This is a genomic window from Kitasatospora sp. NPDC127111 (genome assembly GCF_042677465.1).
GTDB lineage: Bacteria > Actinomycetota > Actinomycetes > Streptomycetales > Streptomycetaceae > Kitasatospora.
On the sequence record NZ_JBHXTG010000094.1, the window covers coordinates 1 to 12,425 of the forward strand.

General features: G+C 75.5%; 9 protein-coding genes and 1 riboswitch. Of the genes, 6 read left to right on the plus strand and 3 right to left on the minus strand.

Annotation, left to right across the window (positions count from 1 at the left end):
- The first annotated feature begins 148 nt into the window (after positions 1-148).
- The 3 genes from ACFVHB_RS35745 to ACFVHB_RS35755 all read left to right on the plus strand — a co-directional run bounded on the left by ACFVHB_RS35745 (position 149) and on the right by ACFVHB_RS35755 (position 3,417).
- A complete protein-coding gene (locus tag ACFVHB_RS35745; RefSeq protein WP_380330723.1) occupies positions 149-1,351 on the plus strand; it encodes an acyl-CoA dehydrogenase family protein in 1,203 nt (400 codons plus the stop codon).
- 508 nt (positions 1,352-1,859) lie between these two features.
- Entirely contained in the window at positions 1,860-2,552 is a 693-nt protein-coding gene (locus ACFVHB_RS35750) for a phosphatidylserine decarboxylase (RefSeq protein ID WP_380330726.1), read from the plus strand.
- Positions 2,539-3,417 carry a CDP-alcohol phosphatidyltransferase family protein gene (locus ACFVHB_RS35755; RefSeq protein WP_380330729.1) on the plus strand — a complete coding sequence of 293 codons (879 nt, stop codon included), beginning with the start codon at positions 2,539-2,541 and terminating at the stop codon, positions 3,415-3,417. The genes ACFVHB_RS35750 and ACFVHB_RS35755 overlap by 14 nt, the downstream gene beginning before the upstream one ends.
- Positions 3,418-3,563: 146 nt before the next feature.
- Here the strand turns inward: ACFVHB_RS35755 and ACFVHB_RS35760 are convergent, their stop codons facing one another.
- The 3 genes from ACFVHB_RS35760 to ACFVHB_RS35770 form a co-directional block, all read right to left on the minus strand.
- Entirely contained in the window at positions 3,564-5,003 is a 1,440-nt protein-coding gene (locus ACFVHB_RS35760) for a hypothetical protein (RefSeq protein ID WP_380330732.1), read from the minus strand.
- A 263-nt stretch (positions 5,004-5,266) separates the two neighbouring features.
- Positions 5,267-6,382 (minus strand): alpha/beta hydrolase family protein, encoded by a 1,116-nt coding sequence (locus ACFVHB_RS35765; RefSeq protein ID WP_380330735.1) that lies wholly within the window; start codon positions 6,380-6,382, stop codon positions 5,267-5,269.
- 261 nt (positions 6,383-6,643) lie between these two features.
- Positions 6,644-7,348 (minus strand): helix-turn-helix domain-containing protein, encoded by a 705-nt coding sequence (locus ACFVHB_RS35770; RefSeq protein ID WP_380330738.1) that lies wholly within the window; start codon positions 7,346-7,348, stop codon positions 6,644-6,646.
- A 185-nt stretch (positions 7,349-7,533) separates the two neighbouring features.
- Positions 7,534-7,740: riboswitch (cobalamin riboswitch) on the plus strand.
- A 74-nt stretch (positions 7,741-7,814) separates the two neighbouring features.
- On the opposite strand from ACFVHB_RS35770, the gene ACFVHB_RS35775 reads away from it, so the two are divergent.
- From ACFVHB_RS35775 to ACFVHB_RS35785, 3 genes are read left to right on the plus strand one after another with little or no spacing between them, the layout of a single operon-like run.
- Positions 7,815-8,783 (plus strand): cobalamin biosynthesis protein, encoded by a 969-nt coding sequence (locus tag ACFVHB_RS35775; RefSeq protein WP_380330740.1) that lies wholly within the window; start codon positions 7,815-7,817, stop codon positions 8,781-8,783.
- Entirely contained in the window at positions 8,780-10,297 is a 1,518-nt protein-coding gene (locus tag ACFVHB_RS35780) for a cobyric acid synthase (protein ID WP_380330743.1), read from the plus strand. Before ACFVHB_RS35775 ends, ACFVHB_RS35780 begins: the two co-directional genes overlap by 4 nt.
- Complete coding sequence (locus tag ACFVHB_RS35785) at positions 10,290-12,422, plus strand: putative cobaltochelatase (RefSeq protein WP_380330746.1); 2,133 nt, start codon at positions 10,290-10,292, stop codon at positions 12,420-12,422. The genes ACFVHB_RS35780 and ACFVHB_RS35785 overlap by 8 nt, the downstream gene beginning before the upstream one ends.
- Positions 12,423-12,425: the final 3 nt, after the last annotated feature.

Here is a 12,425-nt window from a genome sequence, read left to right on the forward strand (position 1 = left end):
GGGGGGGGGCGCCGGTGTTTTGGGGGGCCGCCCGCCGGGGGGGGGGTGGCGCTCTGCTCCGCCCGCCGCGGCCCCCCCCCACGACTCCCCCGCTCTTCGCCCCGCCCCTCCCCCTCCCCACCCTCTTCTTCGCCACAGGAGCCGCACGATGGGACGCCTCGCACAGACCGACGGCCTCACCGAGATCCAGCGGGACATCCTCGCCACCGTGCGGGATTTCGTCGACAAGGAGATCATCCCGGTCGCGACCGAGCTGGAGCACAAGGACGAGTACCCGACCGCCATCGTCGAGGGCATGAAGCAGCTCGGCCTGTTCGGGCTCACCATCCCCGAGGAGTACGGCGGCCTCGGCGAGTCGCTGCTCACCTACGCCCTGGTGGTCGAGGAGATCGCCCGCGGCTGGATGTCCGTCTCCGGCATCGTCAACACGCACTTCATCGTGGCGCACATGATCAACGCGCACGGCACCCAGGAGCAGAAGGACTACTTCCTGCCGAAGATGGCGGCCGGCGAGATCCGCGGCGCCTTCTCGATGTCCGAGCCCGGCCTCGGCTCCGACGTCTCGGCCATCTCCACCAAGGGCGTCAAGGACGGCGAGTTCTACGTCCTCAACGGCCAGAAGATGTGGCTGACCAACGGCGGCACGTCCACGCTCGTCGCGGTGCTGTGCAAGACCGACGAGGGCGGCAACACCCCGTACAAGAACATGACCACCTTCCTGATCGAGAAGGAGGCCGGCTTCGGCCCGAACCCGAAGGTTCCGGGCCTGACCGTCCCCGGCAAGATCGAGAAGATGGGCTACAAGGGCGTCGACACCACCGAGCTGGTGCTGCAGGACGTCCGCATCCCGGCCGACCGCATCCTCGGCGGCGTCCCGGGCAAGGGCTTCTACCAGATGATGGACGGCGTCGAGGTCGGCCGGGTCAACGTGGCCGCCCGCGGCTGCGGTGTCGCCCGCCGCGCCTTCGAGCTGGGCATCTCCTACGCCCAGCAGCGCTCCACCTTCGGCAAGAAGATCGCCGAGCACCAGGCGATCCAGTTCAAGCTCGCCGAGATGGCCACCAAGGTCGAGGCCGCCCACCAGATGATGGTGATGGCCGCCCGCAAGAAGGACAGCGGCGAGCGCAACGACCTCGAGGCCGGCATGGCCAAGTACCTCGCCTCCGAGTACTGCAAGGAGGTCGTCGAGGACGCCTTCCGCATCCACGGCGGCTACGGCTTCTCCAAGGAGTACGAGATCGAGCGCCTCTACCGCGAGGCTCCGATGCTGCTCATCGGTGAAGGTACTGCGGAGATCCAGAAGATGATCGTCGGACGCCGGCTGCTGGAGGAGTACCGCATCGCGGAGTGAACCAGTGGTCCGGCCGCGGCGCGGTGACGCTCCGCGGCCGGGACCGCCGGCCCGGTGACGGCCGGACGACGGGCGTGCGGGCCCGTCCCCGGCACCCCCGCCGTGCCCACCACGGCCCCGGCCTGGTCCGCCTGGGGTCCGGCACGGCTCCCGAAGCGGCCGCAGGGCGTACAGCTGCTGTCACGCGCCTTGCGGCCGCTTCGGCGCACCCTCCCGCCCGTTCCGGGCCGCCGACGGCGCCACGCCGGGCCCGGTTCCGATGGCGTGCGCGTTGAGACAAGAGTCACCAGCCGTGTCCGGACCCTTGGGAACCGGAGCGGGCCGAGCTACGGTCGTATACCAAGGAGGCGCGGTGCCTCCTCGTGCAGGACACATGAACGAGCAGGCGGGTTGCCCACCCACCGTGTGCTCCCGATAGCATCCACCGGGACAGCAGCCGTCCCTTATTACCCGATCCCCGCGGTGGCCCCCGTCCAGCGGCCATGATCCCCCGCGACTAAGGTCTTCGATGCCCATCAGCCCGTCCCCTCACACCTCCGTCACGGACCGCGATGCCCTCGCAGCCACGACGGCCGGTCGGCGACCCCGCGTGACCATCGCGCGCGGAGCCACCCCCTGGTTCGTCCCCACCCTCGCCACGGCCGCCGTGACCACCGCCCTCACCCGGCGCAGTGGCAAGTGGGCCCTGGCTGCGGTTCCCGCCTGCGCGCTCAGCGCCGGCATGCTGTGGTTCTTCCGCGACCCCGAGCGTGAGATCGGCACGGGCAGAGTGATCTCCCCCGCCGACGGCGTGGTGCAGAGCATCGACGCCTGGCCGGACGGCCGCACCCGGGTGGCGATCTTCATGAGCCCGCTCAACGTCCACGTCAACCGGGCGCCACTGCCCGGCACGGTGACGTCCGTCGAGCACGTCGCGGGTGGTTTCGTGCCCGCGTTCAACAAGGACAGCGACCAGAACGAGCGGGTCGTCTGGCACTTCGACACCGAACTCGGCGACATCGAGATGGTGCAGATCGCGGGGGCCGTGGCCCGCCGGATCGTGCCGTACGTGGACGCCGGGACCAAGGTCGAGCAGGGCGATCGGATCGGTCTGATCCGCTTCGGGTCCCGGGTCGACACCTACCTGCCGGCCGGCGTCGAGGTCGGCGTCGAGGTCGGCCAGAAGACCACAGCCGGGGTGACACGCCTTGACCGTGACTGATCCTGAGACGATCGTCGGCCTGGACGACGAGGAGACGGCCCTGCGCCGGCGCCGCTGGGCGCGCGACCGCGAGCTGCGTGCTCCGCGCTCTCCGCAGCACCTGTCCACCGCCGACTTCCTGACCCTGGGGAACGCCGTCTGCGGCTTCCTGGCGATCTACTCGATCACCACCGGGGTCCTGGTCCCGCACATCACCAACCCGGACGCCGCGCCGGACAAGCACAGCGCCGCCACCGCGGTGACGCTGCTGCTGATCGGTTCGATGTGCGACCTCTTCGACGGGCTGGTGGCGCGCAAGCTGCGCTCCTCCGCCCTCGGGGCCGAACTCGACAACCTGGCCGACCTGATCAGCTTCGGCATCGCGCCGGCCTACTTCGTCGCGGTCTGGGGCATGGTCTCGCCGGGCTCCAACAGCCGGCTCTCGGCGCTGATCGCGCTGACCGTGCTGCTCGCGGTGGTGCTGCGGCTGGCCCGCTTCTCCGCCGTGAAGATGCGACCAGGGGTGTTCCAGGGCATGCCCTGCCCGATGGGCGCGATGACGGTGATCGCCATCGTCCTGCTCGACCCGCCGTTCCTGCCCGGTCTGCTCGCCATCTTCGGCGCGGCGTACCTCATGGTCAGCCGGATCGAGTACCCGAAGCCGCAGGGGCTGCTGGCCACCGCCACGCTCTGCTGGATCGTGCTCTCGATCGGCTGCCTGGCGGCCTGGGCGACCGGCGCGCCCGGCGGCGACACCCTGCTGCACATCGGCGCCTTCGCCCAGATCGCGCTGGCCGCGATGGCCCCGCTGCTGGTCATCCGCCGCAAGGTGGGCCAGAAGGTCGGGGACGTGCGGGCCCGCCGCGCGGAGTCGCGGCTCGGCTGACCCCGGCGGACGTACGACGAAGGGCCCGGATCCGGTCATCGGATCCGGGCCCTTTCGCATGCCCGTTCAACGTTCGGACGCCCGTTCAACGCACGCTCACGGCCCGCTCGCGGTCGCCACACGGCCGTCCGCGGGAGCGGGAGGCTTCAGGCACCGCCGCGGTGGACGCTGAAGGCCGAGCGGCGGGCCGCCCGGGCCACGCCCGGGTCCGGGTGGACCCCGGAGACGGCGGTCAGCACGGAGGCGGCCCGGGGGTGGCCGGACTGCCGGGCACGGGCGAAGAGCCGCACCGGGTCACCGGCCGAGGCGCCCTCGACGTGGCCGACCAGCAGCTCGGTCTCGCCGTGGTCGAGCACCGCGGCGGCGGTGTCCACCCAGAGCCAGGCGGCGTCCTCGGCGCCCAGCACGTCGGCCGGGGAGACCCCCTCGTCCGACTGCTCGGCCAGCCAGAGCAGCGCGTAGGGGCGCAGCACCGGCTCGTCGACGGCGGCCCGGACGGCCTGCTCGGCGGTGGAGCCGGCCACCCGCAGCGCCTCGAAGGCGAGGCCGCGCACCAGGGCGTCGTCGCCCTGGGCGGCGTCCAGCAGCTCGGCCACGGCCCGGTCGGCCGGGCGGGCGGCCACCCAGGCCCGGAACTCGGCGCGGGCCGGGCCCGGCGAGTAGTCGGCGCAGGCGTTCAGCAGTTCGAGGGCGCTCTGCTCGATGTGCCCGGCGGCGGTCTGCGCGACGGTGCAGATCTCCTCCAGCTTGGCCCGCACCGCCCAGTGCCCCAGCGGGGACAGTTCGGCGGCGTCGTCCTTGCGGACCACCGCGCCGACGGCGGCCAGGCCGTCCAGCATCCAGTCCAGGACGGCGGCGACGTCCGAGGGCGCGGCCGGGGTGTCGATCTGCGGCTCGCGGCAGGTGCCGCGGACGGCCGAGACGGCGGAGGCGGCGTGCGGGACGGGCGACAGGCCCAGCCCGCCGGTGCCGCCGCCGGCCACCCGGCGCTCGTCCAGGCCCCGGCGCAGCAGCTCCAACAGCTCGCTGTCGGCGACCGGGCCGTCCACCAGGTGCAGGAAGGACAGCAGCTGCGGCGCCTGGTCGACGGCCTGCCCGGCGAGCACCGCGAAGACGCCGCGCAGGGCGGCGGGCGGCACCGGGGCGAGCAGCGTCCAGGCGTCGAACAGTGCCGACCAGCCGCGGACCACGGCCTCGTCGTCGTGCTCCCAGGCGTGCAGGCGCCAGCCGGGGGCGGCGCCGCCGTCCCGGGCCTCCACCAGGCCGACCAGCAGGGCCTGGCCCCAGGCGTTGGCGGCGGCGCCCACCGTCATGGCCAGGGCGCGGCCGGCGGCGCGGGCGTCGTCGGGGAGCAGTTCGCCGCGCTTGTCGACCTCGGCGAGCTCGCCGGCCCAGCGGGCGATCCGGACGGCGTCGACCAGCATCCGGCGGGCCAGCGGGGCGAGCTCGGCGGGTGCGGGGAAGCCCTCCGGCACCGGGACCCGGCCGCGGCCGGGGGCGGGTGCGGGGCCTCGCCGGCGGGGTACGCCGGGGCCGCCCGGCCTGGCGCCGGCGGGGCGGTGGGCGGTGCCGGGGAGACGGGTCACCGTCGCACCGGAGCCGATCGTCGGCGGGAGCGGGGCATCACGGTCGCGCGGGTTCCGAGACGTCACGTCGAGCAGTCTTCCCCTTGTACCGGCCTTCTGTCACATCCGGTTCGCCCTCGGCACCGAGCGGCGGGCGCGGGGGGTCCACAAGATCGGGCAACAGAGGCAAACCGCCTGGCCGGATCTGTTTGGCGGGGCCACGTCAGAGTGCGAACGGTGCGGCCGGCCCACCCGGCCGGCCCACCCGGGGATCAGGGGCGGGATCAGAGGTGGGGGGTGAGCCAGCGGCGGAGGAGCTCCTCGTAGTGGGCCGGGTGGGCGTTCCAGAGCGCGGCGTGGTCACCGCCGGGGACGGCCTGCAGGCTGACCACGTCGGAGCGGCGCCCGGCGAGCCGCTCGGCGGCCCGCCAGGGGGCGACCGGGTCGTCCGGGCCGTGCAGGACGAGGGTGGGCACCCGCAGGTCGGTGCCGTCGGCGATCCGCGCGAAGTCGGCCAGGTCGACGCCGGTGCGGCCCTCCGCCGCGAGCGCGCCGAGGTCGGCCGCGGCGCCGCGGAAGCCGGCCCGGGCGGCGTCCCGGCGGGCGGTGGCGGGCAGGTCGAGGACGGGCGAGTCCAGGATCAGGCTGCCGATCGAGGAGGACCAGGCCGACCGGGCCGCGGTGTGCAGGGCGATGGTGGCCCCGACCGACCAGCCGTAGAGGATGATCCGCCCGGCACCGGCGTCCAGGGCCAGCCGGACGGCCGCCTCGACGTCCCGCCACTCGGTCTCGCCGAAGTGCCCGAGGCCGTCCGGGGACGGGGGCGCGCCCGCGTCCCCGCGGTAGGTGACGGAGAGGACGGGCAGGGCGAGCCGTTCCAGCAGCGGGAGCACCGGGAGGGTCTGTTGGCGGTCGGCGCCGTTGCCGTGGATCAGGATCACCCAGGCGCCGCGCTTGCCCTCCAGGTACCAGGCGGGGAGGGCGCCCAGCTCGCCCTCGGCGGCGGTCTCGGTGAACGGCAGGCCGAGGGCCGAGGTCGGGTCGCCGAGGTACACCCGGGGGGTGAAGCGGACCTCGGTGCCGGGCGTCAGGGTGCCGCGGTCGGCGCGGACCAGCCGCCGGGTGACGCCCTGCTCGTCGCTGCGCAGCACCTCCTCGACCACCGCGTGGCCGTCCTCGCCCCACTCCACGGCCCAGCGGCCGGGGCGGCTGCTCTCCGGGGTGCGGGTGAAGGTGGCGCGCCCGGCGGCGAGGCTCTGGACCAGGACGGGGCCGGCGGACCGCTCCGGCGCCGCCGCGGGGCGGACGAGCCGCTCGGAGGCCCGGCGCCCGATGACCAGGACGGCGACCCCGGTGCCGATGGCGGCGGCCGCCACGGCGGCTGCGGTTCCCCAACGCATATCGCTCCCCGCTCTGTCGGTCGCGGACTGGGCAGTGTGCCCACCAGTCCACTCGCGGAGGCGCCGCCCGGCCACCGGACGCGGCCGTCCGGGTCATGCCGGCGTGGGGGCGCGGACCGCGGCCGGGGCCGGCGGGCCGCTGACGGCTGGGCGCCGGGACGCTCACGCCGGGCCGCTCACGCCTGAACGCCGGGACGCTCACGCCGCGCCGCTCACGCCTGAACGCCGGGGCGCCGGGCCGGGCGGCGTCGCTGGCAGCGCTCACGCCGGGATGTCGGTCTCCCGCCGCTCCAGCAGCTCCCAGAACCGCGCGCCGAGCGGCTGCTCCGGCTCGCGCGCCGCCGGGGCCGGCGAGCCCCAGGTGCCGGCGCCCCAGTGCGAGGAGACCTGGTACTCGTTCTGCAGCGCCGTCAGGACGGGGGCGAGGTCCTGCTCGGGCACCGGCACGATCCGCGCGATCGCCCGGACGTGCGCCTGCCAGCGGCCGTCCACGCACTGCCGCAGCCGCTGGTCGAGCTCGTCCCCGCGGCCGGTCACCGCGACCAGTTCGCGCAGCGTCAGGCCGAGCACCCGGGCCAGCGCGTGGGTCTGCTCCTCGTCGCCGTCCCAGCGGCCGGTGGTCTCGGCCGCCTGGTAGTGCCGCAGGCCGATGCCGATCCGGCGGGCCGCGGTCTCCTGGCCGAGCTCGCGGGCCACCCGGAAGTCCCGCAGCCGGGCCGGGCGGACGCCCATCAGCTGGACGGCCGGACACCAGAGCGCGCGGGCCAGCGCGATGAACTCCTCCTCGTTCGGGCGCAGCTCGCCGCTCTCCCAGCCGAGCACGTGCGCGGGCAGCAGCCGGATCCCGTGGGCGGCCATGCCCTCGGCCACCTGTTCCGGGGTCAGCCCCAGCCCGGCGCGGTGCGCGCGGGCGGCCGCGGGCGAGAAGGGCACCGGGGGCACGGCGGGTGGCTCTCTGCGTCGCATGCCACCCGACGGTAGGCGTCGTCGCTTCGGCCCCCCAGCCGCCGAACGCACGAAGCGCGGCTGTGGGGGTCTCCAGGCCGCTGGACGATCGCACAGGCTGTCATGCCCCTGCGCGGGGTGGTGATCAGAGATAGCGACGGCGCGGGCGGCGCATGACGCGTGTGACCAACCCCTCCGTGACCTTGGTTGACTCGTGCTCCGGGCGCGTGATGGGATCCTTCAGCCAATACGGAGGCATGCAGAGGAAGCCGGTGCGAGTCCGGCGCGGTCCCGCCACTGTCACCGGGGAGCACGTCCGGAATCGCCACGGCGGACCGTCAGGAGCCGCTGGAAGGCCCGGAGGTGCGTCCGACCCGGAAGCCAGGAGACTCTCGCCCCCGGTACGTCGATCCAGGGCGCGGACCCTGAGTGAGGACACGCACGCGATGCAGGCTGCCCCGCCCCTCCGAGCCCTCTGCTGCCCGCCGTGCGCCCGCTGACCCGCGCCGCCGCCTTCGCGCTGGGCGCCGTCGCGGGCTACCTCGCCGACGCCCGGTTCGCCGACCCGCGCCGCGGCCACCCGGTGGCCGTCTTCGGCGGCGCGGCCGGCCGCCTGGAGCGGCGGATCTGGCGCGACGACCGGGCCGCCGGCACCGCCTACACCGCGCTCTGCGTGGGCACCGTCGCGGCCGGCGCGGTCGCCGCCGACCGGCTGCTGGGCCGCCGCCCGCTCGGGCGGGCCGCACTGGCCGCCGCCGCGACCTGGACGGTGCTCGGCGGCACCTCGCTGACCCGGGAGGCCCGGACCATCGGCCGCTCGCTCGCCGCGGGCGACCTGACGGCGGCCCGGGAACGGCTGCCGCACCTGTGCGGACGCGACCCGAGCGCGCTGGACGAGCAGCAGCTGGCCCGCGCGGTGGTCGAGTCGGTCGCCGAGAACACCGCCGACGCCGTCGTGAACGCGCTGGTCTGGGGCGGGCTCGCGGGCACGCCGGGCCTGCTGGCGTTCCGCGCCGTCAACACCCTGGACGCGATGGTCGGCCACCGCTCCGCCCGGTACGCCCGGTTCGGCTGGGCCTCGGCCCGGCTGGACGACGTGGCCGGCTGGCCGGGTGCGCGGCTGACCGCGCTGCTCACGGTGGCCGCCGCGCCCGAGCCGGGCACCGCCTGGCGGGTCTGGCGGCGGGACGGCTCCGCGCACCCCAGCCCGAACGCGGGCCAGGCCGAGTCGGCCTTCGCCGGCGCGATCGGCGTCCGCCTCGGCGGGACGCTCCGGTACGGCGAGCGCGTCGAGCACCGGCCGGTGCTGGGCGAGGGGCTGCGGCCGGTCGGGGTGGACGACATCGAGCGCGCCTGTGTGCTCTCCCGGAGGGTGAGCGCGCTGGCGCTGGGTACGACGGTCGCCGGGCACCTGCTGCTCCGGGCGGCCCTGGGCGGGAGTAGGGGTAGGACATGAGCAACGCGCTGCTGGTCGCCGGGACGACCTCGGACGCGGGCAAGAGCGTGGTCACGGCCGGCATCTGCCGCTGGCTGGCCCGGCAGGGCGTCAGGGTCGCGCCGTTCAAGGCGCAGAACATGTCGCTGAACTCCTTCGTCACCGCCGACGGCGCCGAGATCGGCCGCGCCCAGGCGATGCAGGCGCAGGCGGCCGTGGTGGAGCCCGAGGCGGCGATGAACCCGGTGCTGCTCAAGCCGGGCGCGGACGGCCGCAGCCAGGTGGTGCTGCTCGGCCGGCCGGTCGCCGAGGTGGGCGCGCTGGACTACCGCGAACGCAAGCCCGTTCTGCTGGAACACGCCCTGGAGTGCCTGGCCGACCTGCGCCGCCGCTACGACGTGGTGGTCTGCGAGGGCGCCGGCTCGCCCGCCGAGATCAACCTGCGGGACCGGGACATCGCCAACATGGGCCTGGCCACCGCCGCCGGCCTGCCGGTCGTGGTGGTCGGGGACATCGACCGCGGCGGCGTGTTCGCGGCGATGTACGGGACGCTGGCGCTGCTCTCGGCGGAGGACCAGCGGCACGTGGCCGGCTGGTTCGTCAACAAGTTCCGCGGCGACGCCCGGCTGCTCGCCCCCGGCCTGGAGATGCTGCACGAGCTGACCGGCCGTCCGGTGCTGGGCACCCTGCCGATGCTGCCGGACCTCTGGCTGGACGCCGAGGACTCGCTCGACCTGTCCACCGTGGTCGACCGGACCGCCGGGCGCGGGCCGCTCGGCGCGGACGTGCTGCGGGTGGCCGTGGTGCGCTTCCCCCGGCTCTCCAACTTCACCGACCTGGACGCGCTGGCCCAGGAGCCGGGCGTGCTGGTCCGCTGGGCCACCCGGCCCGAGGAGCTGGCCGACGCCGACCTGGTGGTGCTGCCCGGCACCCGGGCCACCGTCGCCGACCTGGCCTGGCTGCGCGAGCGCGGCCTGGAGCCGGCGCTGAAGGCCCGGGCGGCGGCCGGGCGGCCGGTGCTCGGCGTCTGCGGCGGCTACCAGATGCTGGCGCACGCGATCGTGGACGAGGTCGAGTCGAAGGCGGGGGCCGTCGAGGGCCTCGGCCTGCTCCCGACGCACGTCCGGTTCGGTGCCGAGAAGGTGCTCGGGCGGCCGGTCGGCGAGGCCTACGGGCAGCGGGTCGAGGGCTACGAGATCCACCACGGGATCGTCACGGTCGAGGGCGGAGAGGCCTTCCTGGACGGGTGCCGGGTGGGGGCCGTGTGGGGCACGACCTGGCACGGCGCGCTGGAGAACGACGGGTTCCGGCGCGAACTGCTGCGCGAGGTGGCGGGGTTGGCGGGCCGGGCGTTCGTGCCCGCGCCGGACACCTCGTTCGCCGCGGCGCGCGAGGCCCGGCTGGACCGGCTGGGCGACCTGATCGAGGAGCACGCGGACACCGACGCGCTGTGGAAGCTGATCGAGGGCGGGGTGCCGGCGGCCGGATCGCTGCCGTTCCTGCCGCCCGGGGCCCCCTTGGAGAATCATGAGTGACGTCCGCTACCCGTTCACCGCGATCGTCGGCATGGCCGACCTGCGGCTCGGGCTGCTGCTCAACGCCGTCTCCCCGGCGGTCGGCGGCGTGCTGGTGCGCGGCGAGAAGGGCACCGCCAAGTCGACCATGGTGCGCGCGCTGGCCGGCCTGCTGCCGTCCATCGCCACCGTCGACGGCTGCCGCTTCGCCTGCGACCCCGCCGCGCCGGACCCGCACTGCCCGGACGGGCCGCACGCCGGCGCGCCGACGGGCCTCGCGGTCGCCGAACGCCCGGCCCGGCTGGTCGAGCTGCCGGTCGGCGTGTCCGAGGACCGGATCGTCGGCTCGCTCGACCTCGAACGGGCGCTCGCCGAGGGCGTCAAGGCGTACGAGCCGGGGCTGCTGGCCCGGGCGCACCGCGGCGTGCTCTACATCGACGAGGTCAACCTGCTCCAGGACCACGTGGTGGACCTGCTGCTGGACGCCGCCGCGATGGGCCGCTCCTACGTCGAGCGCGAGGGCGTCTCGGTGCGGCACGCGGCCCGGTTCCTGCTGGTCGGCACGATGAACCCGGAGGAGGGCGAGCTGCGGCCGCAGCTGCTCGACCGGTTCGGCCTGACCGTCGAGATCGCCGCCACCCGGGACCCGGCCGAGCGCGCCGAGGTGGTCCGCCGCCGGCTGGCGTACGACGCCGACCCGGCGGGCTTCGCCGCCCGGTTCGCCGAGGAGGAGCGGGAGCTCGCCGAACGGATCACCGCGGCACGGGAGTTGCTGCCGAAGGTCGAGCTGACCGATACGGCGCTGCGTCAGCTCACCGCGGTCTGCGCGGCGTTCGAGGTGGACGGCCTGCGGGCGGACATCGTGATGGCCCGGACCGCCGTCGCGCTGGCCGCCTGGGCGGGGCGCACCGAGGTGCTGGAGGAGGACGTCCGCAAGGCCGCCCAGCTGGCGCTGCCGCACCGCCGCCGGCGCAACCCCTTCGACGCGCCCGGGCTGGACGAGGAGCAGCTGGACCGGACGCTGGAGGAGCACGCCCAGCCGGAGGAGCCGCAGCCCGGGGACTCGTCGCCGGAAGACCCCTCGCCGGAGAACCCGTCGCCGGAGGACCCTTCACCCGAGGGCCCCTCACCCGAGGGCCCGGACGACGACGGCCCCGGTGACGGCGGACCGGACGGCGGTGGCGGCGGCGCCCCCGAACCGGCCGGCCCGGACGCCCCGAACGGCGCCGAAACCCCCGCGCCCGCGCCCGAGGACCCCCCGCAGCAGCCCGTCCCGGCCCAGCACCCCGCCCCCGTCCGGGAGACCGCCCCGGTGGCGGCCGGCGAGCCGTACCGGACCAGGCTGTTCAAGGTGGACGGCACCGGCAGGGGCGCCCAGGGCCGCCGCTCCCCCGCCGAGACCGACGGCGGCCACACCATCCGCGCCCGCCGCCCGCAGGGCCGGCTGGCCCGGCTGCACCTGAGCGCCACGCTGCGGGCCGCCGCGCCGCACCAGGTGGCGCGCGGGCGGTCCGCGCGGGCGCTGGTGCTGCACAAGGACGACTTCCGCGAGCAGGTCCGCCAGGGCCGGGAGTCCAACCTGGTGCTCTTCGTCGTGGACGCCTCCGGCTCGATGGCCGCCCGGCAGCGGATGACCGCCGTCAAGGGCGCCGTGCTGTCGCTGCTGATGGACGCCTACCAGCGCCGCGACAAGATCGGCATGATCACCTTCCGCGGCGCCGCCGCCGAGCTGGCGCTGCCGCCCACCTCCTCCGTCGAGGTCGGCGCGGCCCGGCTGGAGTCGCTGCCCACCGGCGGCCGGACCCCGCTGGCGGCCGGGCTGCTGCGGGCGCACGAGGTGCTGCGGGTGGAGCGGATGCGCGACCCGCACCGCCGTCCGCTGCTCGTCGTGGTCACCGACGGCCGGGCGACCGGCGGCCGGGACGCCGTCGCCCGTTCGCACCGGGCGGCCGGGCTGCTGGCCGCGCAGGGCGTGGCGAGCGTGGTGCTGGACTGCGAGTCCGGCCCGGTCCGGCTCGGCCTGGCCCGCACCCTGGCGGCGCAGCTCGGCGCCACCGCCGTGACCCTGGACGAGCTGCGCGCCGAGGGCGTCGCCTCGCTCGTCCGCGAGAACCGCTCCACCACGACGATGCGAAAGGCGGCCTGATCC

Coding starts and splice junctions, on each gene's coding strand:
- ACFVHB_RS35750 (WP_380330726.1), top strand. CDS start 1,860: ATGCCCATCAGCCCGTCCCCTCACACCTCCGTCACGGACCGCGATGCC.
- ACFVHB_RS35745 (WP_380330723.1), top strand. CDS start 149: ATGGGACGCCTCGCACAGACCGACGGCCTCACCGAGATCCAGCGGGAC.
- ACFVHB_RS35785 (WP_380330746.1), top strand. CDS start 10,290: ATGAGTGACGTCCGCTACCCGTTCACCGCGATCGTCGGCATGGCCGAC.
- ACFVHB_RS35765 (WP_380330735.1), bottom strand. CDS start 6,382: ATGCGTTGGGGAACCGCAGCCGCCGTGGCGGCCGCCGCCATCGGCACC.
- ACFVHB_RS35770 (WP_380330738.1), bottom strand. CDS start 7,348: ATGCGACGCAGAGAGCCACCCGCCGTGCCCCCGGTGCCCTTCTCGCCC.
- ACFVHB_RS35780 (WP_380330743.1), top strand. CDS start 8,780: ATGAGCAACGCGCTGCTGGTCGCCGGGACGACCTCGGACGCGGGCAAG.